The following is a 25,200-nucleotide window of genomic DNA, read 5'->3' as shown; positions in this document are numbered from 1 at the left end:
ATGGGTATCGAAAGCTTTGAACGCGACCCCAATATTAGCTACGTCTCATCTGATAGCCCATTGAGCCAAGGCCCGTTGCATTCAGAAATCGCAAGAACAGGTCGACTAAACTCAAAACAATTTCGTGCCTGCATAAACGAACTTCGGCTTTCACATGTTCACCACCGTAAGCATTGGGAGTTTGCTTTCATATTGGAAGTTTTGCGCGAGCGCGGCCTTCTCAAGCGTGGGATGAAAGGCTTAGGTTTCGCAGTTGGGAAAGAAAGAATCCCTGCTTACCTTGCGGCGCACGGTTGTGAAGTTTTAGCGAGCGACCTTGCGAATGATAACAAGGGAAACAAAGGCTGGGGTGTAACTGGTCAATGGAGTGCGGCAGTCGAAGATTTAATGTTCCCTGATATCTGTTCGAAGGAAATCCTTCGAAAGAACGTCAAGTTTCAACCCATAGACATGAACCATATTCCGAACGATATATCGGGTTTTGACTTTACTTGGTCCACGTGTTCTTTCGAGCATTGCGGTTCTCTCGAACTCGGCATTCGTTTTTTAGAGAATCAGATGAATTGTCTGCGTCCTGGTGGGGTCGCAGTACATACAACGGAGTTTAACCTCTCATCGAACTCCCGGACTTCAAAAGGCGGTAAAACTGCAATCTATAGGTTACGTGACATTGAAGACGCAGTGAAACGCCTCCAAGACAAAGGACACTCTGTGGAACCGCTGGACATTCGCTTAGGTGACGACCCGCTTGATCTTACCGTTGATAGGCGCAAAGGAGATCCAAGGCAATACTCTGACACCAAGCACATGCGATTGCTGTTGAACGGATATGCTACAACGTCGATAGGACTGATAATCGCAAAGTCGACATAGTCGATGCTACTTGGGATATCTAAATACGCCATGAAACTGCACAGAGTAAAACCGAGTATCGTTATCAACTCGGAATTTCACTATTCATCTAAAGGCAAAGTCTAGCAAAACGAACAGTGTATGTATGCGCTTTTGGCTCATGGCGACCAGTTTACGGGGACTTGTGCGGACGGCCTCTGTTGCACGTTCACCATACGGTTTTTCCCGTCCCTTTTTGCTTTCACGGTGCTTCCAGTTGGTTTGGCTCAATGCAAAATGCCCCGCGCTATGCGAGGCTAAGTGATTGTTATTTTGACCTTAAAGTTGGTTGCGGGAGCAGGATACCAACGATGTTTGCAGTCTCTGCTCTACAGTACCGCATAGGCGCAATTCACATTCTTGCCCAGGGTCTTCTTAGTCGCGTGACATGTGTCGAGACTGTTGCACTTATGCACTATTGTCCGCTTCGCGCTGGCAAACGGACATCCGACAGAAACAGTCAGATGACCGCTTCGAGCCCTAAGCGGTCAATAGGATTGCTAATCTTGAACGCCGTCCATCAGGAGTAGTTTGAGAACCGAGACAGGCCGAACATTTTGCGGTGTTCGACAGGAGTCAGTCCTGTCTTTCGTTTGAACAACCTCCTAAACGAAGGCGTATCGGCATATCCGACTGCTTCTCCGACCTCCACCACGGAGCAGTCGGTGGTTTCAAGCAACTGGCGGGCTTCTTCAATTCGCAGCGCCAAAACGTAGTCTTGCGGTGACTTACTCGTGGCTTTGCGGAAGCGTCGCGCAAACGTAGTTGGCGGCAACCCGGAACGTTTAGCCATTTCTGCGACTGGGTTATCGATGGCGTAATTGTTGGAAATCCATAGCTGAGCCTGTGAGATTATGGCGTCAGCATGAGGTGTAGTAGTAATCATTGAACAGAATGGTGACTGGAGTTCTCCGCGGTTGGCCATAAGCCAGACTTTTGCTGCCCGTACCGCCCTTTGCGTGCCGCCGTAATGCGCGATCAGGAACGTAGCGAGTTCCTGCCACCCGGTTGTCCCACCCGACGTTACAGGCCCGTGAGACGCATCAGCAAAGCAAAGGCCGCGGTCGATGCGGAGCCGCACATTCGAATAGAACCTTCGAAAAAGGCCCTCCCAAGCCCAATGTGTGGTCGCTTCAACCCCATCCAAAATACCTATTTCCGCCAAATAGACCGCCCCTGTACAGGCTGACACGATACGCGTCTTGGCCAAGTCGCGCTTAGCAAGCCAAGCTAAACAAGGATGTAGTTCGGGGTCGAGGCGGTCGTGCGGTGAAAGTGTCAGTCCAGGTACGACAATAATATCAGCGTCGTCTGCGTTCTTAAATGTCTGGTCTGGCACGATCCATATGCCACTTCCGCAACGAAACCCTTCAATGTCCGGGCCAACGAGACTGACGTCAAACACCGGCATTGGCTCCTCGCCGCTCACCAAATGTTCCCAGTCCCGCCCTGCGGCCACCAAAGTGTCGTACAGGCCAAACACGCTGGAGGCGCTGGTTTCTGGGGTGGCAACGATTTGAACCGAATATGGCATCGGCAAAATTCCCAAAGTGGTGAATTTGCCCCCTTATTAGCCGTTCCGCCACTCACGCGAAACGAAAAATGTCGTGCAGTCTTCAAGGGCACGTAGTTCGTTGGAGGTGTTAGCGATGATGAACGCAGTTTGGAGTATTTTTTTTGACATTGAAAAGCAAACCTTTCCAAAAAGGCCCGCCTCAGGAGAACTCAGCCCAACAGACGAACAAGGAAGAGGAACCGACAACTACAAAGTGACGGAAGAGATGTGGAATTCGGTGATCTATCTTGGACCAGGCTGTTCACTGGTGAGAGACCGTTAGTTTGAGCATTTTCAATGTCCGCTTCGTTCGCAAGCCGGTCGTAGCCAAGATTTGGGAGAGCGACCGCTTTATGGTGAGAGCGGTCGTTCCTGTTCGAAACTCCGAGTTTTCGGGGGTGAACGTCCGCTCAAGGCCGCTAATCGGTCATCTAAGTAAATCCGTCAGGTGACTGCGCTGAGCCCAATGTACCGGATACTGCGCAACGATCACTTGGCGGGTTCTGCACCGTAGTCCGCCTCCGATCGGTCTCAGGACGAAGGTGCAACATTTTTGGTGCATACTTCCCCGCCTGTTTGCATTTGCGCGCGCTTGCATCGCCGTGTGCTAGCTACAACTGCGTGACACCGGCACCCGGCTCTGTTTATCGGTCGAGCATCGCGAGAACGGCGTCGCGATCGGACAGAACCAGCAGCAAGGCAACATCTCCCGGCTCAAGCTTTTCAAGTATCATTGAAGCGGCTTGTGTGGGTGAAGGAGCTCTGAGTATTTGGTGCGCACCATACCCATGGTCCAACGCTGCCCGTTCGATCAGATCAGAAATGTCACCCAATTCGCGACCTCTGAGATACCCCTCAAGTTCTGTTGCGACGACCACGTCGGGTTTGAAGTTCAGCGCCGTCGCAGTGACGTCATGGATATCCTGATCGGATCTGTCCCCGGCATGGCTGAGCATTATAAAACGCCGTTTTGCCGGCAGGCTGGACAGGGCATCGCAAACGGCCGAAATCGAATGCGGGTTATGGGCAAAATCCACAAAAACCCTCGCGCCATTATAAAGAAACTCGTTGCAACGGCCCGGGTTGTCCCTGGCGTCGGGCTTGAACCCTGCCAACCCCTTTCGAGCTGCCTGAACGGGCAGGTTCAATGCCAGGGCAAGGCATAAGGCCGCTAGGGCGTTAAGGGTGTTGTATTTTGCTACGCCCCCCATGGTCAGGGGCACATCGCCGACAGCGATCACCACCCGTTCCGCCGCACCATCGAAAAAGACGATTTTTCCAGACCGCACATAGGCACAGCACTTGCCCGCATCGCGGGCCTGACGGATCAGGGCATTCTGCGCATCCAGCGAATACCACCAGATATTCGCAGATGTATTCGCCGCCTCGGCACGGACAAATTCATCATCGGCATTCAGTGCCAGCACGCCACCCTCGGCCAGCGTGCGATGCACAGCGAATTTGGCCTGAGCCAGTTCCGGCACCGTGTTGACCCCGTATTGCCCCAGATGGTCGTTTGCCACATTGGTGACCGCCGCTGCCGTTGCCGCGCGGGTCGGCAGACCCCGGCGCAGGATACCTCCGCGCGCGACTTCCAGACAGGCGACCTCCAGCCTTTTGTCACGCAACAGCATTCGACCGCCGCCAGGACCGGAATAATCGCCACGGTCGAGAATGTCGTCTCCCACCCGCACAAATTCGGTCGAGGTCAGCCCGGCAACCTTGCCAGAAGCGCGCGCGATCGCCTCAAGCAAACGGGTTGTAGTTGTTTTGCCGTTGGTTCCGGTAATGAAGGCCACCGGGATATTGTGCAGAGCCGACCAGTCCAAGTCATCGGGGGTAGGCAGCGCATCGACCGGCCAGGTCTGACTGCCAGTACCGTGCCCGATCGACACTTCGTCATCATCGCACAGGATATCCACACCATGCGCCTCTGCTGCCGCAATCAGGGCAATCAGCGCGGGATTGGCTTCCTTCTCCATAACGCTTTTGACATCCGCAACCATCTGATCGAAATCGCCGGGCTCGGATGCCAACAGTTCGGCAGCACAGAAATGCCAGACGCTTTGCACCGCGAAGATCGCGGAATAGAGCTGATCCATCGGCGCTGAAATCGCCAGATTGACGCCACCGGTGAAACTGCGGTGGGTTACGTCCTGATCCTGCCAGCCAAGCCCGTCCAGCACGCGGCGCGCGTGTTTTTCCCACAAAGCGGTGACCTGCGCGGTGCCGATATCGGTGAAAAACACATCCATCACCGCGCCAGGGCGGTTCCACAACAGTCCCGGCCCGGTCAGGCGTCGGGCATCGTCTACCCGGATATGATCGGCGTACGCGCTTTCAATTGTCAGCGCGTTTTCAAGCTCTTCGATCCGGTCCATTCCGGTACCCCCGCTCAATCCGCGTCTTCGCTGATGTCGCGGGCCAGGCGCACGCCGCGCGCATCCCGGATCAGGTTCTGGTCGCTTTCGAACATGTCCTCGAACGAGGTGTCGATGGGGCTTGCCACCGGCGCAGCCTCTGTGACTGGCGCTTCGCTATCGGAGTTGAAATAGATGATCTGCTTCCAGCAGCGCGTTGTGTCATCACCGAAAATCACCAGCAGATCGCCCGGTGCGGCCTGTTCCAACGCTGCAGTCACCGCTTCGACCTCATCCGGGATGATCGTGATCGCGGCATCATCGACGCCGTTGTCGATCAGGGCCTGCCGCATCATTTGCGGCACTTCGTCGTGTCCACGGCCCCGGCGGCGGTCATCTGCCTTGCAGATGAAATGATCAAAATGCCCGGCCAATGCGGCGGCCCCGTCTACGATATCCTCATCGCGCCGGTCGCCGGGCATCGCAACAACGCACAGCCTTCGGCCCTTGACCTCCAACTGATCGGCCAACGCCGCCATCGCCGTGAGCGCGGCAGGGTTGTGGCCATAGTCGAGAATCACCTTGAAGGGATGCTCGTCATAGACATTCATCCGCCCGGGTGCCTGGAAATAGCTGGTGTCGAAGGTGCGCAGCCCGTGGCGGATATTGTCCAGGTCCACTCCGAAACTATAGGCCATCGCGGCGGCGAACATTGCGTTCTGGACGTTGAAAATGGCCTTGCCTTCCAATGCCGCCGGGATCAGATGCGACCACAGCACCGGGATATGAAGACCGTTGTCATAAATGGTCAGCATGTCACCATTCATGCCCTTTTCAAGCACAATGGCCTTGCCGCCTGCTTTGATATGTTCCTTGACCAGGCTGTGCCCCGGGTTGGTGGTGACATAAAAGATCTGATCCGCACCGGCATAGTCGGCCATTTTCAGACAGTTGATGTCATCGGCATTCAGAACGGCCGTGTCGGTGGCGCTTTCCACCACCACGCGTTTGACAACGGCCAGTTCCTCAACCGTGTTGATGCCGCCAAGGCCCAGATGATCTGCCGAGACGTTCAGACAGGCCGCTACGTTCGAGCGCTGATAGCCCAGACCCGACCGCACAAGTCCGCCACGTGCGGTTTCCATCACCGCAAAATCGACAGCCGGGTCGCGCAGAACGATCTGTGCCGACTTGGGTCCCGTCATGTCGCCCTTGACGCTCAGCTTGCCGTCAACATAAACACCATCGGTCGAGGTCATGCCAACGGTCTTGCCGCTGGTTTTAATGATGTGCCCCAGCATCCTTGAAGTGGTCGTCTTGCCGTTGGTTCCGGTGATTGCCGCGATGGGGATGCGGGTTTCCTCGGTGGCCGGAAACAGCATGTCGATCACTTTGCCCGCCACGTCGCGCGGCTGACCTTCGGACGGTGCCACGTGCATCCGGAAACCGGGGGCGGCGTTCACCTCGACAATCGCGCCGCCGATATCCTTGTAGGATTTGGTGATGTCGTCGATAAGGAAATCGACACCGCCCACATCCAGCCCGACGGCCATGATGGCACGCTCGGCCATGTCACGGTTGTCAGGGTGCACCACATCCGTCAGATCAATGGCCGTGCCGCCGGTCGACAGGTTCGCGGTTGATCGCAGATAAAAGACCTCGCCGTCAGGCAGCACAGTTTTTTCCGTCACGCCCGCATTTTCCATCAGGCGTTTGGCCTGATTGTCGATCTCCAGCATGGTCAGCACTTTTTCATGCCCGATGCCACGGCGTGGATCCTCGTTCACGATATCGACCAGTTCGGCAATCGTGTGCGTGCCATCGCCTACCACATGGCCCGGCACGCGCTTGGCCACCGCGACCAGCTTGTTGTTCACCACCAGCATCCGGTGATCGAACCCGGTGATGAAGCTTTCCACCAGAATGGCGCGGCTGCGGGAATGTTCCTTGGCTTCGGCAAAGCCTGCCTCGACCTCTTCATCCGAGTTCAGGTTGATCGAAACACCGCGCCCATGATTGGCATCGAGCGGTTTGACCACCACCGGGTGCCCGATCCGTGCGGCGGCGCGCACGGCTTCACGCGCGGAATAGACCATGCGTTGCTGCGGCACAGGCAGGCCCAGATCGTTCAGCAGATTGTGCGTGTCTTCCTTGTCGCAGGAAATCTCGACCGAGATATGCTTGGTCTCAGAGGTTATGGTTGCCTGAATGCGTTTCTGGTATTTGCCGTGCCCGAACTGAACCAGTGACCCAGAATTCAGCCTGATCCAAGGGATGTCACGCTCTTGCGCGGCCTTAACCAATGAGCCGGTTGAGGGACCAAATTCCTTGCGCTGCGCCCGCAGCACAAAGCTACGCAACTCGTCATCCCAGTTGAATTCCGGGTCGAAGCCGTAGTCCACCTGTTCCTTGAGGGATTGCGGCAATAGATGCATCAGCAGCCGCATTGCCAGCTTGCCTGCGTCCAGACCAACATCGCGCTGGCGGTATTCGTAAACCATGTTGTATTGGCCGGGTTCGCCTGTGCCGCGCGTGCGGCCAAAGGTTACATCCGAACCGGCCACGTTCTGCACTTCAATGGCACAATGTTCCAAAACATGACCAAGCCAAGTACCTTCATCTTCGCGCAATCGGCGGATGAAACCACCGGGTTCGCGGTAGGAACAGCCATGTTCCGCCAGACCGGGAAGGGCCTGGGTCAATGCATCAATAAACTCGGAACCAATTTTGGCCGAAGGCCAATCTTCCAAAACGCCCAGATCAATGACGTGGCGAATGACCGGAAAACTTGCCCAGACATTCGGGCCGACAAAGACATTGGTCGAGATTATTTTCATGAGGTTCCTCGTTGGTTAGATTATTGTTTCCCCCCGCTGGCGGCCTCATCCCCGGACAGATCCGGCAATGTGCAGAACGCCATATGCTCATCCGGCGGAAAAGCCTGGCGAGCCGTCAGATCATAACGGCACCCTTCACCCAGAACGTCAAGCCGAAGTCCAAGAAGGCTGAGTGCTTCGCCGCGACGGGCATCCCACATCGAAGAATGGGTCAAATGGCTCGCATCCACCACGGTAACCGTTCCGCTGCCGATTACTTCAAAGACGTTATCGGGCCCAATGAAGGCCGCCGTGTCTTCGTCAACGCCCAATCCGATTAGAAACGGGTTAAAAGATGAAGCGGTTAGCAATCGACCCAGGCGGTTGCGTTGGGTGAAATGCTGATCAATGATGACGGCGTTGGTCAAACCCATACCGGGAGCCATCGTGATGTTACCTTCGGCTGGACCAGAGTTGCTGCTGCCGCCTGCTACCATATGCTCGGACATGATCGAAGCACCGGCCGAGGTTCCTGCAACCGGCACCCCTGCCGCGTTTCGGCGCCGGATTTTCTGGGCGACCAGCGTGCCTCCAAGAATCGCTGACAGGCGCAACTGGTTCCCACCGGTTAAAAAAATCCCGGTAGCACGATCCAGCATCCCCGCGTAATCCGGGTTGTCGCAATCGGCGCGGCGCGAGATAGGCAGGAATTCAACCTTGCCTGCACCAAGCTCGGAAAAGATGCGGTTATAGTCCGGTCCGGTTTCTTCCAGCATCGAGGCTGTTGGGATCACGACGATATCAGCGTCGGCACCGCCGGATAGTTCTACGAACTTTCGGTGAATCTGCATTTCCTTGACGCGGTCTTCACCGCCGCCGATCGGAATGATGAACCCGCGCGGGGTTTCTGCATCAACGGGTGCAGGGCACATATCTTAACTACCTTCCGGTGCTATAGCGGGCAGCCACCGAGGACCGCGCGGACGCTCAAACCTGTTCATACATGCCGCGTCGAGCTATCTGGCCGTCGCGTACATGCCATTCCCCCCGGGCCATCACATGCCGCACGGCAGTGTTTTCGTCAAGAACGACCAAATCAGCGTCCATACCCACGTTCAGACGACCCTTTCGGTGCAGCTTCAGCAGGTCAGCGACATTTGAGGTCAGCGGAGCCAGAGCTTCGGGCATTGGTACTCCTCTGTTCGTGAGTTCGCGCAGCATGTCCGGCAAAGTGTCGGACAAACCCACACCGAACCGTGTCAGATTGCCTTCATGGTCAAAGGCGGGCAGGCAGCCACCACCGTCAGAGCTGATGGTGAAACGGTCCGCGTGACCGCCCAAATCGCGAAACTGAATGTAGGCCTCAGCAGCAGAGATGCCCGGCTCGACATGTCCGCAAGGGAATGCGGTTGCGTCGATGTAACATCCGTGCCGTGCTAGTGCCACGGCCTGTTCGAAGAGTGGTTTGTTGCGATTGACATGGGTTGGATTGAAGACGCGTGCGGGGATTTCGCAGGTCGCGATAGCCTGTTCCAACATTGACAGCCCTCGCTCGCCATCTCCCATATGGCAATGCACAATCCCCGCCTTGCCAGTCATCAGACCCGCGACATGCGCCTCGCTCGCGATCCGCAGAAACTCGTCCAATGTCGGTTGGCTCGACCGGTGATCGCTGATCGCCAGTTCCCCAACACCGATGACCGGATCAAGGAACACAATGTCTCCACGGGCTGAACCGGTGAGGGTGGTCAGTGGGACGTGATAGCCACCGGTGTGACACCAGGCTGAAAGTCCTTCTTCCCGCAACCCATAGGCCTGTTGCACCAGCGTCTGGGTGTTGCGTGTCAGATCGTCCGTGCCCAATACTCCAACGACTGAAGTGACACCGGCACGCGTGAAAGAGGACAGGACAAGCGGCGGCATCCGACTGGCTGGTCCGGTTTCACCGCCACCGCCAGTTATATGCGCATGCCCATCAATAAAACCCGGAACAACCGCTGCACCTTCGACGTCAATGATCTCTGCCTGAAGCTGGTCCGGCAATTCGGGATTTTTACTGCCGAGGTAAATGATGCGCTCACCCGCGGTGAGAATATGGCCCAAACCTACAGGCTCAGGTGAATAGAGACGCGCATTCTTGATGAGCTTCAACACGTTGCAAATCCGTCAGTAGGAGCGAAGACGTCCTTCTTTGCACCAAATGGCAGCAAAAGAACCATCCCCTTTTTCAGGGAAAGCGTAGATGTCGGTCGTACGCCACTAGCAGACAATGAGAAAAATGAAGCGGATGGCAAGTTTGTCCGCATGGCGGTCATCGAACGCAAATAAACCAAAGTCTGGTATCTGAAGGAGCAGCCGTTCGCGCCTAAACCTTCGGAACCCGTTTTGAGATGACGAACGGCCGCTGCCGTCCGTCAAACCGTCAGATGTCGATCTTCTCCGCGATGCTCAACGCGTCGTCGAGTTCGACCCCAAGGTACCTGACCGTGCTATCAACCTTGGTGTGTCCGAGCAGGAGTTGGACGGCCCGAAGGTTGCCAGTCTTCCGATAGATCAGCGCAGCCTTTGTCCGCCGAAGAGAATGCGTTCCGTACCCACAAGGATCCAGTCCGATGACCGACACCCAGCTGCGCACGAGACGTGCGTATTGCCGAGTCGAAATGTGCGATGAACTGTGGAACCTGCTTGGAAAGAGGAACTCGCGACCAAGCATGGCGGGCGATCTGACCCACTCAAAAATCGATCTTCGCGTGTTCTCGGACACTTCGAACTGAACTGGCCTGCCTGTCTTGCTCTGGACGATCGATACGCGGTCTCGAACTGCTCCGGCAACGACGAGATCCGCCACTTTCAGGCGAACAAGATCACAACCGCGAAGTTTGCTGTCGATAGCAAGATTGAACAGCACAAGGTTGCGCGGGTTCCCGGCGAGTTCGAGCCGCGCACGAATTGCCCAAACCTGTCTTGGCAGGAGTGGACGTTTCTGACCAATTCGTCGGTTCTTGTTCCACGGCGGCTGAGACGGTCTGATTATTGGAAGCTGAATACTGGACATGGTGAAGTCTCCATCCAGCCCTCCCACACCAGGCATCGGCACCCTGCCAATAAGCGCACTTTACTGTCTTTGCCATCATAGAAACCGATCGCGCGCATCTCAAACTGCAGTTCAAAACACTCAATGGCCGCTTCTGATCAAGTCGGACCTCCGATGAAGACGAGCCTATGACCGCCATGCGGACAAAGTTGCCATTCAATAGCACACACAGAGGCTCTACGAATTCACAGAAGCTCCAATTACGGAAGCATAACAGAAGCCCTGCTGCACTGCCTTTGTGGGCTACTACTCCGGTGAATACCAAATTGGCGAAGTCCATGCTCGTTCTTGTATCCACACCGCGACATCCTCAAGGAGCGGCAGGCCGTGGCGGACGGCGTCATACGTCGTCCAGCGTGGAGTGGGGATTTCGATGACGCGCATGTAGTACAGAGCATGTTCGCCAGGATCAAAATCGTCGTCTGTCCAATGACCAAACAACTCCGCAGCTCCGATTGAGTTACTGTAAGTCGCAGTTTCAGGATCAACCGTATTGCCAACGGGCGGCAGCTTGCCATTCACATCCGGCACGCGATCTCCTGACCACACTACATCTATGATGCGTTCTTGCGGCGCTCCGCCTTCATCGACCCAACCCTTGATGATTTGTACGCGATCGAGGTTGGCTCCGATCGGATCTTTTAATGCGTGCACCGCAAAAGTTGGTGGGCCGTCCAAAGCTGTCAGAGAACCGCCCATCGGCACGCCGTTGGCATAACCGTCTATTACAAGCTTTACGGGATCGTTGTTGCTTTGGAGCATTGCACCGCCAAAGAAACGCGGCTGTATCCTAGGGCCTGATGTGGCGAAGGTTTCGCGGCTTTGCATCGCGTCAAAAATCGCACTACGTGTGTTCTTGGACGCCCAGACGCCTGCGAGCGAGCCCGGGTTGGCGTCGGGGCCAAGCAACCAGCCGTCTATCTCGCCTTCGCGGCGTTGCTCGATAGTACCGTCGGCAACACCATGGCTGCCATTATAGGTCGCCTCATCGACATCACTTGGGGTACCATTATGATTGTCGGTGCCTCCGATGAAACCAAGTTTCCAAGGGTTCGCACCTAGCTTCTGCTCATAGTCGAGCCCTTTAGTCGCAGCCCAACGGACGAAGCCATCGTTGCGGAAGAAACGTTCACTGAATGTGGCGATACTCTCTGCATTCTCGAAGTTCGCAAACTCGTCGTTAGGCGAAACGCCGGGATGGGTTTCGGAATTGCCTTTGATCTGCATCATTTCGATCAACGGTTCCCACTTGGCGCGGCGCTTGGCATATTCACGCGTGATCGGACTTCCAGCATTGTCGATCGGCTCAAACATCAAGCCTTTGCTCCCGTTGGAATTATGTGGGATGGCCAACAGTTTAGAGCCCGCAGCTTCTTGCTCTTCCATCCACTCCCAAAGTTCTTCCTCGTCTGTAGTATCAAGCGCACTAAGCGGGATGTCCGGCACTTTGTTGTCTCGGAAAATCACGTTGCGATGCATGTTTCCGGCATTGGGGGCCGACGTCCATTCAAACGCGATAAGGCTGGTAAAAGTCCCTGGCTCGTAATGCGCCTCGGCAGCCCCCACCACATAGTATTCCCAAGCCGTTGCAGTTGTCTCAAGTCCAGCAAAAAAAGGTGGATGCTCAGGCTCACCAGATCGCATGTTGCTTATTACATATTTTACGAACCATGCGCGTTGAGTTTCTATGTCCGACAAACCGCGCAGCTCAGCAAGAGCTTCTTGGTAATGCCCTGGAGCAGATGGGATCTGCGTTGAGAGCATCTCGCCAAGAAATTCTGCATGATCGGAAACGGCCGCAAAATCCAGAGGTCGACCAATTCTGCGCTGCACGTTGTTTACCGAGACAGGTTGGCCCTTCGCGAAGCGATACGCGTCCGAAGGTGTCAGACGTGCACCTCCAATGTAGGCATCAAGAGAAAACGAAGTATGTACATGAGTTTCGCCGAAGTAAGCGTTCTTGATCGGGTTCTCAGGTACCGTGGCCTCAAGCGCGCTCCAATCATCTTGTGCCAAAGCGGGAATTGCTACGGTCAGAAAGAGGAGTGGCAATGTTGGCAATGACTTTCTTTTCATTAAAACTCCCTTTCAATCTGTATCTGCCGATTATGGTGGCGAAAGACGGCTCCAAGCAATGTTAAATAGTTGGCAGATGCCATTGCACCTTTCCAATTTGTCGCAAGTGAAAGGTGAGAACATAGACATACGGGTGACTGTCATTGGACTAGTTGGCGCGGCAAAAATCCACTCGCGGGGCAGGCCTTGAGTGGCCGCTTTGGGCTTGGAGCAGTCATTGACTGCGACAAATGCGAATGGCAGTTCCGCGGACGAACCAGACAATCGGGCCTCAAGCTTCAACATCAGCAAACAACCCTAACCTGCCATTCGACTTCGATCGCTTTAGCTATTGTGCGGCGCATCAGAGGAGGCATTCGCCGCAAACGCGAAACTGGGACAGGGGTGTAGATCTGGAACACAGGACGAAGCCATCGTCTGACCAAATTGTTCGAACCTATTAGGAAGGTCCAATTGGTTCTGTTCTATAGAGTGAATGGAACCCGTGCTTGCTTTGAAAGCCAATCAAAGCGGACCGCATTCCCGTTAAAAATAACCTTGTGTCTACGCTGATTGTTCTTGCGGGTAGTTCTGCGGTTTGTTGCGGATTGATTTCGAATGCTCGGTGAGCAAGTCAGCCAACTCTGGCTGGCAAGACCCACAATTCGTTCCAGCCTGAAGGGCATTGCCAATATCGTCCACACTGATCAAATGCTTGTTATGAATGGCATGGATGATGGTTCTTAGCCCGACTTCGAAACAGGAACAGACTATTGGTCCGCAATCTTCTGAAGACGCGGAGGAACGACCGGACAAAATCTGCTGAGGCGTCACCTCGGGAAAGGTTGCCAAGTAGCCTCGCATTAGTGTGATAGGTTGGCGGGAGACGAAGAGCGCTGCCAATATGCTCTGTCCGTCTGACAGCGCAATTCTGTACGAGCCGCGCTTGGGATCTTCTACCACGGAGGCCTGGGCATCAGGTAACCCAAACCAATCGCGGGCAGTGCTTTCCCAATCGTCTATCATCTGTTTGCCTGCCAACTCCATCCTGTAGCCGTTGGTTGTTTTGGCAGTTGCCCAATATTCTGCCCTAGGGGACCCTACTGCAACTGAAACGGCAAAGCCGTACCACGCGGCATGCATGCGCCGTACAGATACCGCAGTTGACTTACTTTCCGGCTGTCCTGAGATCGGATCAGTGACACTTGGAACAAGTATATCCACACAGGCTGATGGGGCCGTTTCACCCGTCCAGTGAATTGGCGCAAACACTTGGCCCGGTGCCACAGACTCTGTGATGCGAAGTCGAAATATACCGCTTCCAACTGAGCTGTTGAGTTCGACCAAATCTGCGGCACTAAGACCCAACCGATCAACGTCGTTTGGGTTAACCTCAATATATGGTTCAGCAAGATGGGCTGACAGACGCGGCGACAACCCGGACCGGGTCATGGTGTGCCACTGGTCCCTGTTTCGCCCAGTGTTCAAAAGAAACGGGTACTGTTCAGAAGTCGTCGCCATTGGTGGACGATGCGCGACCGGCACAAAACACGCCTTGCCGTCAGGATGAAAAAACTGCCCATCGCCAAAAAAACGGTCATCTGATTTGCGAGATTTCGTTGGCCACCGTGTTGGGCTTAGCGCCTCATAGTCTTCGTCATCAATGTCCGAAAAACTTGTGATATCCAAATCCTTGCCAAATGACACGGCGAGCGAAGTCATCTTAGCGTATTCTCGAAAAATCTGTGCTGGGGTCTCATAGCTGAAAGCTTCTGTCCAGCCCATGCGGCGGCCCACTTCGGCCAAAATATCCCAATCAGCACGCGCTTGTCCCGGAGGCGCCAAAACGGTGCGCTGTCTACTGATCGTGCGGTCTGAATTGGTCACTGTACCGCTTTTTTCGCCCCAACCCGCAGCTGGCAGCAATATGTCTGCAACACGCGCGGTGTCTGTCCTGGCTGTCAGGTCGCTAACAACAGTGAATGAACAACCCTCGATAGCCGCCTTCACTCGGTCTGCATCTGGCATAGTGGCCGCCGGATTGGTGTGGATGACCCACAGTGCTTTGATCTGGCCGCTTTCAACAGCACGAAACAGGTCAACCGCTTTGAGCCCCTGCTTCTGTGGCATGTTGGGTGCCTTCCAGAATTCCTGGACAGCGGCTCTGTGGGCTTTGTTTTCGATATCCAAATGGCAGGCGAGCATGTTGGCCAAGCCGCCCACCTCTCGACCACCCATGGCGTTTGGCTGACCGGTGACTGAAAACGGACCCATCCCCGGGCGCCCGATCCGTCCGGTGGCCAAATGGCAGTTCAGTATCGCGTTGACCTTGTCGGTTCCGCTAGAAGACTGGTTCACACCCTGACTAAAGATCGTCACAACGCGCTCGGTACCGATCCATAGATCGCAGAAAGCTTCAATCTCACCAGGGCTCAGCCCCGTCTCATCAGGGTCGTCAAGCTGTGCCAGCTCGACTGTCTCATTGAACCCAACGCTGCGATCCAGAAATTCCGCTGACACATGTCCGGTTTGGTGAATTCTGGCCAACAAGCGGTTGAACAATGCGACGTCGCTGCCCGGTTGAAGCGCCAGATGGAGATCGGTTTGATCGCAGCTTGCTGTTCGACGTGGATCAATAACCACAATCTTCGTTCCGCGAGCCTGACGCGCAGCTATGACCCGTTGATAGAGCACAGGATGGCACCATGCGAGGTTCGAGCCGACCAGCACAACCAGGTCGGCCTGATCCAGATCCTCATAGGTTCCAGGGACCGTATCCGTGCCGAAAGCGCGTTTGTGTCCTGCCACAGTAGAGGCCATACAAAGCCGAGAGTTGGTGTCGATATTCGCCGAGCCCATAAAGCCTTTCATCAGTTTGTTGGCGACATAGTAATCCTCGGTCAGCAACTGCCCCGAGACATAGAACGCCACGCTGTCCGGCCCGTGTTCAGCTATCGCGGCAGAGAACCGATCTGCGACCAGTTGCAACGCATTGTCCCAACTGGTGTCCTCACCAAAGGCGTGAGGAGCCAGCAACCGGTGTTCCAACCCCACGGTTTCGCCCAAAGCCAACCCTTTCGAGCACAAACGACCATGGTTCGCTGGATGATCCGGGTCGCCCCGGACAGTCAGCCCTCCAACTCCATCAGGTCGCAGAAGCACACCGCAGCCAACGCCGCAATACGCACAGGTCGAGCGAACTTCGGGCAGACCACTTCCGTCCATCAGGCCGCGCTCCGCCGGGAAACCGCGCTGTCGTCCAGTAGGATACGACCGTCTTCAAGACGCACCGGATAGGTGGTGATGCGGCCATCATCCGCGCCTTTAGCTTCGCCCGTGTTCAGGTCAAAGACCCAGTTGTGCAGGGGGCAGGTTACCGACTGGCCGTGGACGATGCCCTCGGACAATGGGCCGCCTTTATGCGGACAGCTGTTGGTCGCGGCGAATACTTCCGCCTCGGCGGTGCGGAAGACGGCGATACAGCCGATATGGGCTTTCACCAGACGCGCTCCGCGCACCGGCACCTCATCAATATGTCCGATGTCGACCCAGCTCATTCCGCGGCCTCCAATGCAAAATCTGCAATCGGCGCGTAGGTCTGCGCTTTTTCTTTGACGTGTTCGGCCCACGGGTCTTTGCGATAGATGCTTTGCGATAGTTCGAACCGGGCGACCAAAGCAGCGCGGTTTTCAAGATCGTCCACGACCTCCGCTTTGACCCAGTCCATGCCAACCTTGCCCAACCATTTATACAGGCGATCCAGATACTTGCCGCCCTCGCGGTAGGCTTGGGTCACGGCCATCACGACCTCGATTACTTCGTCCTCGGTGGAGACTTGGCAGAGCAACTCGGTCTCTTTTACGTCCATGCCTGCGGCTCCGCCGATGCTGATCTGATAGCCCGAATCCACGCAGACGACGCCAATATCCTTGCACGTCGCCTCGGCGCAGTTGCGCGGGCACCCGGATACGGCCAGCTTTAGCTTGTGCGGCGTCCACGACCCCCACAGGGTCTTCTCTAGCTTGATACCCAGGCCCGTACTGTCCTGTGTGCCAAACCGGCAATGATCCGTGCCGACGCAGGTTTTGACCGTGCGCAGACCCTTGGAATAGGCATGGCCCGAGACCAGACCGGCCTTGTTCAGATCCGACCAGATCGCAGGCAGGTCCACACCCTTTACGCCCAGCAGATCGATGCGCTGACCGCCCGTGACTTTGACGGTTGGCACGTCGTACTTATCGGCAGCATTGGCAATGGCGCGCAACTCTTCCGGTGTCGTTATCCCTCCCCACATGCGGGGCACGACACTGAATGTGCCGTCTTTCTGAATGTTGGCGTGTTTACGTTCGTTGACGAAGCGGCTTTGCGGGTCGTCTTGGTATTCCAGCGGCCAGTCCGCCAGTAGATAATAGTTAATCGCCGGGCGGCACACATGGCAGCCGTTGGGCGTGGTCCAGCTGAGTTCCTGCCAGACAGCGGCCTGGCTTTTCAGTTCCTGCCCCTTGATCAGACGACGCACATCCTCATGCGTCAGATCGGTGCAACCGCAGATCGGTTGCGCGGCAGGCGTTTGGAAGTCGTCGCCCAAAGTGACCTGCAATACCTGTTCCACAAGCCCAGTACAGGTGCCGCAGGAAGCACTCGCCTTGGTGCCTGCACGTACCGCGCCCAGATCGTCGGCACCTGCGTTGATCGCCTCGACAATCTCGCCTTTGCATACGCCGTTGCAGCCGCAAATCTCCGCCTCAGGCGGCAATGCTGCAACGGCTGAGAGAGGGTCCGCGGTGTCGCCCCCCTGATAGGCCGGGCCGAAGATCAGCGTCTCGCGCATGGCTTCGATGCTGGTGCCGTCCTTGATCAACCCAAAGAACCAGCTGCCATCGGCGGTGTCGCCATACATAACGGCTCCGATCAGCCGATCTTCTTCAATCACGAGGCGCTTATAGACCCCGCGCGAGGGGTCGCGGAACACAATGTCTTCACGCCCCGGACCGTCAGCGAAGTCGCCAGCACTGAACAGATCACAGCCGGTGACTTTCAGTTTGGTCGAGAGGGTTTTCTGCGCGAATGCAGCGTCTTCTTCCAACAGAGCACGCGCCGCCACTTTCGCTTGATCGTAGAGCGGGGCGACAAGGCCAAAGATCTCTCCGCCATGTTCGACGCATTCACCCACGGCATAGACATCCGGGTCCGAGGTCAGCATTTGATCGTCCACATGGATGCCGCGACCGGTGGCCAGACCGGCCGCTTGCGCCAGCGCCGTGTTGGGACGGATACCCACCGCCATAACCAGCAGGTCGCAGGGCAGTTCGGTCCCGTCATCCAGCAGCAGTGCGCGAACCTTGCCATCTTGCCCCAGAACTTCCTTGGAATTCGCCTGCAGGCAGATCTTGATGCCTTTGTCTTCCAACGATTTCTTCAGCAGGTAGCCTGCGGCCTCGTCCAACTGACGCTCCATCAAGTGGCCCATGATATGCACGACGGCGACGTCAACACCATGCGCGGCCATCCCCGCAGCGGCCTCGAGCCCCAGCAAACCGCCGCCAATTACGACGACCTGGTTTCCCGAACCCATGCCCATCATCTGCTGCGTGTCTTCCAAATCGCGATAGGCGATCACACCATCCAGATCATGCCCTGGCAAAGGGATGATGAACGGGTTCGACCCGGTCGCGACGACCAGCTTGTCATAGGGCACATGTCCGTTCTCGCCCTCGACCACCTTCATCTCACGGTCGATCTTGGCAACCTTCTCACCAAAGCGGCAGGAGATGCCCCGCTCGGCATACCAAGTGTCGTCATGGGTGACGATCTCTTCATAGGTCTTCTCACCCGACAGAACCGGGCTGAGCAAGATGCGGTTGTAGTTCCCGCGCGGCTCAGCGTTGAACAGGGTGATTTCGAACGCATCCGGTGCGGCGTCGGTCAGGTGTTCCAGCACCCGACCCGAGGCCATGCCTGCGCCTATAACAACTAGTCTTTGCTTCATGATTTCACTCCGCTGCAATCGCCTTTGGGGCGGGCGTTTTGGGCTTGGCGCCATGTTCGTATTCTTCAAGGAAATCGAGAACTTCCAGCCGGTAGGCGTAGTAATCTGGGTGCTCCAACAAAGCTTTGCGCGTGCGTGGCCGCGGCAGATCAACCTTGGTGATCTTACCGATGGTCGCTTGCGGGCCGTTGGTCATCATCACCACGCGGTCAGCCAGCAGGATCGCCTCATCCACGTCATGGGTGACGCAGATCGCGGTCACTTTGGTGCGGGACCATACCTCCATCAGCACTTCCTGCAATTCCCAGCGCGTCAGGCTGTCGAGCATGCCAAAGGGTTCATCCAGCAGCAGCAGCTTGGGGGACAGGGCAAAGGCGCGGGCGAGACCGACTCGTTGCTTCATGCCGTTCGAAAGATCGCTGGCGGATTTGTCCATCGCGTCAGCCAGACCGACGCGTTCCAGATAATATTCAACGACATCCTGCCGCTCGGCGATGCTGGCCTTGGGATAGACTTTGTCGACCCCGATCGCGACGTTCTCTTTAGCGCTGAGCCAAGGGAACAGGTTGGGCGACTGAAACACCACCGCACGTTCAGGATCAGCCCCTTCTACATGGCGGCCGTCCAGCTTAATCGCGCCTTTCGAGATGTCGTTCAGCCCGGCGGCCATGGTCAGAACTGTTGATTTGCCACAGCCCGAGTGTCCGATCAGAGAGATGAACTCACCCTTGTCGATCTTCAGGTCAAAATCCTCGACCACGGTCAGAGGGCCTTTGGGCGTCGGATACACCTTGTGCAGCTGCGAGAAATCGAGGAAGCGGTTCTCAATCATCCCCTTTTGCGCCTCGGCCACCGCCGTTGGAACCCCGTGGATTGGGGTGACATCCGGTAGGATACGAGTGCCTTCGACCTTGGCCTCGATCCCTACGTCCATCAGATATTTGGTGACGTCCGCCCGCAGGCGTTTGAACGTCTCATCGTTGTTCATGGCACCGCGTTCGCGCGGTCGCGGGATCGACACGTGGAACTCCTGCCCCAGCGTGCCATCGGGGTTCAGTGCAATGATCCGGTCGGCAAGAATGATTGCTTCATCGACGTCGTTGGTAATCAGCACGCAAGTCTTCTTGTCGGCTTCCCAGATGTGTTCGATCTCGTCCGCCAGATTGGCACGGGTCAAAGCGTCGAGCGCCGACAGAGGCTCATCCAGCAGCAATACCTCAGGGTTCATCGACAGCGCCCTCGCCACGTTGACCCGCTGGCGCATCCCGCCGGACAGTTCCGCCGGGCGGCGCGTCGCGGCATGGCTGAGGCCCACCATCTTGACGTAATGCGCGACTTTTTCGGCTTTCTCAGTCTTGCTGAGATCCGGGAAGACCGTATCAACCGCCAGCCCGACATTGCCACCGACCGTCAGCCAAGGCATCAGCGAGTAATTTTGAAAGATCACCCCCCGTTCCGGGCCGGGGCCCTTGATCGGAGCGCCTTTGAACGTGACCTCTCCGCTGGTCGGGTGATCCAGCCCGGCCATCAGGTTGATCAGGGTCGTCTTACCAGTGCCTGAGAAACCAAGGATCACCAGAAACTCGCCCTCTTGCACGTCCAGATCGATGCCCTTCAGTACATCGGCGCGCGCAGTGCCTTCACCGAAGGATTTAGAGGCGTCCTTGAAGCTTAGAATGCTCATCGTGCTCACCGGTTCTTCGTGAAGGTGAAAAGGGATTGCAGGGCATACATCACACGGTCCAGCAGGAAGCCGATGATGCCGATGGTAAAGACCGCAACCATGATCTTGGCCAAAGAGCTGGAGGAACCGTTCTGGAACTCATCCCAGACAAACTTGCCCAGGCCGGGGTTCTGCGCCAGCATTTCCGCGGCGATCAGGACCATCCAGCCAACACCAAGCGACAGGCGCAGACCAGTGAAGATCAGCGGCAAGGCAGAGGGCAGCACCAGCTTGGTGATCTTGGTATAGGTGTTCATTTTCAGAACCTTGGAGACGTTCACTAGGTCCTTGTCGATGGACGCCACACCCAGAGAGGTATTAATCAACGTCGGCCAAAGCGAACACAGGGTCACCGTGATGGCTGAGATCAAAAAGGCCTTTGCGAACCATCCGTCATTGGAGACGTAGACAGCCGAAACGATCATGGTGACGATCGGCAGCCATGCCAGCGGCGAGACCGGTTTGAAGATCTGGATCAGCGGGTTCAGCGCGGCATTTGCGGTCGGAGACAGGCCAGCGGCGATGCCCAGCGGGACCGCAAGGGCAGTGGCGATCAGAAAGCCGAAAAACACTGTTTTGATCGAGGTCCATATCTGTTGATAGTAGGTCGGAGCCCCGGTGAAAGCGACGTCTTTCACCTTCTCCGGCTGGCCGGCAACAATAAACTTTTGATTGCGCGTCTCGACCATGGCTTCGAACTTGGCGCGTTTTGCCGCTTTAGCTTTGGCGTCCTCATTCAGGCTGACCATCTCCGCCCAAACCTGCGCTGGCCCGGGGACCGCGCCCAGCGAGGTCTGCACCTTAGGGGCCAGTGTGGCCCAGAGCAGCAGGAAGGCACAGATCGATAACAGTGGTACGATCAGCAACCGCCAAATCTCTGTCATCTGGGCGCGTGGGTTGTCGCCAGCGACAGCCTTTAGGACAGGCGTGGCCCAGCTGAGGCCCAACACCTGGAACCACTTGTCGGCGGCGTTGATGCGAGTGAAAAGGCGGGCGCGACGTTCCTCTCGGGCGGCGTCTGCGTTGAATTCGGGATCGACCGTTGTCATCTGAGGTGTCCTTGCAATGGCGGGGCACTTTGGGGTCTGCGCCCGGCGAGGGCCGGGCGCGGCTGGGGAATTAGCCTTGCACGTCCGAGCCGACGATCGTCTGACCGTCTTTCAGACCGATGGACAGGCTTTCGAGATAGGCATTGGGGGTGCGACCGTCATAGGCGATACCATCAATGATATCCTCGGCGGGCGTTGGTGCCTTGTAGCCGTCACTCTCCCAAGGGAAGTCAGCCTCATTCGCAAGGCCGTCGTCGACTAGCAAGCGCGCGGCTTCCAGATAGATTTCGGGCTTGTAAACTGACTTAGCGACTTCGTCATACCAGCTGTCTGACTTGGCGTCGGCGATCTGACCCCAGCGGCGCATTTGGGTCAGGTACCAAACCGCGTCCGAGTAGAACGGATAGGTCGCGTTGTAGCGGAAGAACACGTTGAAATCGGGAACCTCACGCTTGTCGCCTTTTTCATATTCGAAAGTGCCAGTCATCGAATTGGCGATGACGTCGTAGTCCGCACCCACATATTCCGGGCGGCTTAGGATCTCGACGGCTTCGGGGCGGTTGGCATTGTCGTTCTCATCCAGCCACATCGCCGCACGGATCAAAGCCTTGGTCACCGCCAGAGTAGTGTTCGGATATTCCTCAGCGAACTCAGCCGTGATGCCGAAAACCTTCTCGGGGTTGTTCTTCCACAGCTCGTAATCGGTAATAACCGGAACGCCGATGCCCTTGAATACCGCTTGCTGATTCCACGGCTCACCCACGCAGTAGCCATAGATTGTACCGGCCTCCAATGTGGCTGGCATCTGTGGTGGAGGTGTCACCGACAAAAACACATCCGCACCGATCTGACCGGTCACGTTGTCCGGGCTGTAGTACCCCGGATGCAGCCCACCCGCGGCCAGCCAATAGCGCAGTTCGTAATTGTGGGTCGAGACTGGGAAGACCATGCCCATGTTAAAGGGCTTGCCTTCGGACTTGTATTTCTCAACGACCGGAGCAAGCGCCTCGGCGCTGATAGGGTGTTGAGGACGACCATCCTCCATCACCGGGATGTTTGGTTTCATCTCTTCCCAGATTTCGTTGGACACGGTGATGCCGTTGCCGTTCAGGTCCATCGAAAACGGTGTGATGATATGCGCCTCGGTCCCGTATCCGACAGTCGCGGCCAAAGGCTGTCCGGCCAGCATGTGTGCACCGTCAAGCTGCCCGTCGATCACGCCATCCAATAGAACTTTCCAATTGGCTTGTGCTTCCAGCGTCACGAACAGGCCTTCGTCCAGAAAGTACCCATTCTCGTAAGCGACAGCCAGCGGCGCCATATCGGTAAGTTTGATAAAGCCAAAAGTCAGTTCGTCTTTTTCCAGTTCCAGTTCGGCCAGCGCCGGAGACACAAGCGCCGTAGTTGCGACGAGGCCTAAAAGAAGCTTTTTCATTTCGATCCCTTTCGGTTCAGCCCAACCTCTTGGGCAAACAAAAAAACCGCCGACACAGTCCGCCGGGAGGAGGTGGCGGATGGTCGAGCGGCTTTGCTCTTGTGAGGTGCCCTGGATTATGGGCGAATTCCGTCGGTGGGCGTCGTTGCCTTCCGATGTCCCGATTAAGACATCCTTGATCCGGGCCGTCACCCGGCTTTGAGCGTCAAAGTGCGATTTTTCTGCACTGCAGCGTGATTTGATGCTGCGTTGCAAAAATTTTGGGCACTCTCACCCCGTTGGCTCGAAAATGCGACGATCGAAGAAGACGTTCGGTGCCAGAATCAAGCTTCCGTTTGTCGAGGCTACGGTGGTCGGTTCTGGAAGCGCCCCTTCCCGCTTCTCTGACGCTCCGGGGGTTTCGACACCCAGCCCGAACAGCTCGCGCCGATAGAGGTCGCTGCGAAAGACACGGGCGGCCTGACGTTCGGCCGTGCTGGCATCGATCCCGTTCCGTTGTGCTAGCTGATGCGCGATCCACTTGGCCTGACTGCGCCATGGGAAGGTGGCAGCGCCATCAAAGAACTCGACAAACCCATCCACATGGCGTTGCTCGCCGCGCGCCGAGGTTGTGAGTTCGCCCATCAATGCACGGTCGATTAGTTCGGGTGAGACATTGAGGTAGGTTTTGCGCGATAGCATCTCGGACGCGGTCGTTCGGCTGTCTGTGTTTGAAAGCCAACGTCCCGCACGCCAAACGGCCCGCATGAGGCTACCCAGCAAATGCGGCTCAGTTTCGGCCCAGTCGTTTCTAACCGCCAACACCTTTTCAGGTGCGCAGGTCCAGATCGCCTTACCGGGCAGCAGCAACGCGCCAACATTGTCATCCACGGCGAATGAGCCCCAAGGCTCGCCCACGCAGAAGGCATCGATCTCGCCGCCTGCAAGCGCCTGCGCCATGAGAGGGGGCGGGACAGTGCGGATTTCGATCTGTTTCGAAGCCAGTTCGGTTCCCGTAACCCAATAGCGCAGCAGTTCAACATGCATCGAAAACGGAAAAGGCACTCCGAACACCAAAACCTCACCGGCAGCCTTTACCAGTGCAGCCCCAGCCGCAGCGGCATCAGTGAAATCGAAGTCATAGCCCTGATCGGTCAGACGCCTTGCCAATTGGGTTCCAACGCCTATGACGTTGCCATTCAGGGATAGGACAGACACTGCGGACAGCGGCGTCGCGATACCGCCCAAACCCAAGGCCATCGCAACGGGTACAGGTGACAGCAGATGCGCCGCGTCCACATGCCCAAAAGCCAACATATCGCGCAGAGATGACCATGACGGGGCCGGTCGCAGATCCAGAGAAACGCCTTCGGCATGGTCAAACCCCATCTCGCGCGCGACAATCAACGGGGCCGCGTCAACCAAAGGCATATAGGCGACAGGCAATGTTACAGTTCTCATGACAACAAACCCGAAGCCGTGACCAAGGCTTCGGCCACATCTGCAACACGGCGGTTCTGGTTCATCGCTGTTTTACGCAGTAGGGCATAGGCCTCTTCTTCAGATACACCTTTGGCTTTCATCAACAACCCTTTGGCGCGGTCAATCACTTTGCGTTCTTCTAAAGCACGGCGGGTCTCTGCCAGTTCGGTCCTCAGCTGGCGTAGTACCTGAAACCGGGCGATGGCGGTATCGATCACAGGTTTGATGCGCTCGGCTTGCAGGCCATCGACTACATAGGCTGATACCCCTGCCTCAACGGCGGCTTTCGCTAATCCGCCCGCAGCGCCCGAGACGAACATGGCCACCGGTCGCTCCATCGGACCGGAGGCAACGGTCAACTCTTCCAGCATATCCCGCGATGGATTGTCTATGTCGATCAGAACAATGTCTGGGCTATGCATTGCGATTTTACGTGCCAACCCGGAGACATTACCGATTACAGAAACGTCTACGTTTCCAGACCCTTTTAAGGCATCCACAATTGCAAAAGCACGTTCTTGATTTTGCTCAACGACAACGACAGTAAGGTGTTGTTTCATAGGCACCCAAATGAGCCCAAGCTTCATCGATCGCAATTCCAAGGCCACTAAGCATTTCATCAGGCTGCCATTTTGCCTAATTTGTCAGCTTATTTTTACGTGTAGCGGAATGTCTGCACAGTTTTTCTACATGCCATCTAGGGTCAGGACCCATTGATTTTCGTTTTGCAGCATGATTCACGGTTCTAAAACTGAGCGGTGAACATGTCTGA

General features: G+C 56.3%; 16 protein-coding genes. 1 reads left to right on the top strand and 15 read right to left on the bottom strand.

The features are described from left to right. On the top strand, positions 1-873 hold the full coding sequence (locus AC2FJZ_RS07850; protein WP_496776890.1) for a class I SAM-dependent methyltransferase: 873 nt from the start codon (positions 1-3) through the stop codon (positions 871-873). 538 nt (positions 874-1,411) lie between these two features. On the opposite strand, the gene AC2FJZ_RS07845 is transcribed toward AC2FJZ_RS07850, so the two are convergent. The 15 genes from AC2FJZ_RS07845 to AC2FJZ_RS07775 all read right to left on the bottom strand — a co-directional run bounded on the left by AC2FJZ_RS07845 (position 1,412) and on the right by AC2FJZ_RS07775 (position 24,988). Then, entirely contained in the window at positions 1,412-2,440 is a 1,029-nt protein-coding gene (locus AC2FJZ_RS07845) for a GlxA family transcriptional regulator (RefSeq protein WP_496776889.1), read from the bottom strand. A 650-nt stretch (positions 2,441-3,090) separates the two neighbouring features. Then, entirely contained in the window at positions 3,091-4,827 is a 1,737-nt protein-coding gene (locus tag AC2FJZ_RS07840; RefSeq protein WP_496776887.1) for a Mur ligase family protein, read from the bottom strand. Positions 4,828-4,841: 14 nt separating this feature from the next. After that, entirely contained in the window at positions 4,842-7,643 is a 2,802-nt protein-coding gene (gene cphA / locus AC2FJZ_RS07835) for a cyanophycin synthetase (protein WP_496776885.1), read from the bottom strand. A 20-nt stretch (positions 7,644-7,663) separates the two neighbouring features. Beyond that, positions 7,664-8,554, bottom strand: coding sequence for a cyanophycinase (locus AC2FJZ_RS07830; protein WP_496776883.1), 891 nt, complete (start codon positions 8,552-8,554; stop codon positions 7,664-7,666). Positions 8,555-8,609: 55 nt separating this feature from the next. After that, positions 8,610-9,776: a beta-aspartyl-peptidase gene (iadA, locus tag AC2FJZ_RS07825; RefSeq protein ID WP_496776881.1), complete on the bottom strand. Its 1,167-nt coding sequence runs from the start codon at positions 9,774-9,776 to the stop codon at positions 8,610-8,612. A gap of 268 nt (positions 9,777-10,044) precedes the next feature. Next, entirely contained in the window at positions 10,045-10,677 is a 633-nt protein-coding gene (locus AC2FJZ_RS07820; RefSeq protein WP_496674016.1) for a tyrosine-type recombinase/integrase, read from the bottom strand. 285 nt (positions 10,678-10,962) lie between these two features. Further along, the gene (locus tag AC2FJZ_RS07815; RefSeq protein ID WP_496776879.1) at positions 10,963-12,792 is read right to left on the bottom strand and encodes a DUF3604 domain-containing protein; all 1,830 of its coding nucleotides are present in this window, start codon (positions 12,790-12,792) and stop codon (positions 10,963-10,965) included. A gap of 543 nt (positions 12,793-13,335) precedes the next feature. Then, positions 13,336-15,996, bottom strand: a complete 2,661-nt coding sequence (locus AC2FJZ_RS07810; RefSeq protein WP_496776878.1) for a molybdopterin-dependent oxidoreductase — start codon at positions 15,994-15,996, stop codon at positions 13,336-13,338. Next, on the bottom strand, positions 15,996-16,328 hold the full coding sequence (gene nirD / locus AC2FJZ_RS07805) for a nitrite reductase small subunit NirD (RefSeq protein ID WP_496674027.1): 333 nt from the start codon (positions 16,326-16,328) through the stop codon (positions 15,996-15,998). Before nirD ends, AC2FJZ_RS07810 begins: the two co-directional genes overlap by 1 nt. Continuing rightward, positions 16,325-18,760, bottom strand: coding sequence for a nitrite reductase large subunit NirB (nirB, locus tag AC2FJZ_RS07800; RefSeq protein WP_496776876.1), 2,436 nt, complete (start codon positions 18,758-18,760; stop codon positions 16,325-16,327). Before nirB ends, nirD begins: the two co-directional genes overlap by 4 nt. A gap of 4 nt (positions 18,761-18,764) precedes the next feature. Next, positions 18,765-20,444, bottom strand: coding sequence for an ABC transporter ATP-binding protein (locus tag AC2FJZ_RS07795; RefSeq protein WP_496776874.1), 1,680 nt, complete (start codon positions 20,442-20,444; stop codon positions 18,765-18,767). A 5-nt stretch (positions 20,445-20,449) separates the two neighbouring features. Continuing rightward, positions 20,450-21,532, bottom strand: coding sequence for an ABC transporter permease (locus AC2FJZ_RS07790; RefSeq protein WP_496776872.1), 1,083 nt, complete (start codon positions 21,530-21,532; stop codon positions 20,450-20,452). A 70-nt stretch (positions 21,533-21,602) separates the two neighbouring features. After that, positions 21,603-22,967: a CmpA/NrtA family ABC transporter substrate-binding protein gene (locus AC2FJZ_RS07785; protein WP_496776870.1), complete on the bottom strand. Its 1,365-nt coding sequence runs from the start codon at positions 22,965-22,967 to the stop codon at positions 21,603-21,605. 270 nt (positions 22,968-23,237) lie between these two features. Further along, positions 23,238-24,407, bottom strand: a complete 1,170-nt coding sequence (locus AC2FJZ_RS07780; protein WP_496776868.1) for an ABC transporter substrate-binding protein — start codon at positions 24,405-24,407, stop codon at positions 23,238-23,240. Next, the gene (locus tag AC2FJZ_RS07775) at positions 24,404-24,988 is read right to left on the bottom strand and encodes an ANTAR domain-containing response regulator (RefSeq protein ID WP_050606146.1); all 585 of its coding nucleotides are present in this window, start codon (positions 24,986-24,988) and stop codon (positions 24,404-24,406) included. The genes AC2FJZ_RS07780 and AC2FJZ_RS07775 overlap by 4 nt, the downstream gene beginning before the upstream one ends. Positions 24,989-25,200 lie beyond the last annotated feature (212 nt).

It is taken from the genome of Ruegeria sp. CDSA079, assembly GCF_059612245.1.
Note: the sequence above shows the minus strand (reverse complement) of the source record. Positions and strands in the feature narration are given on the sequence as shown.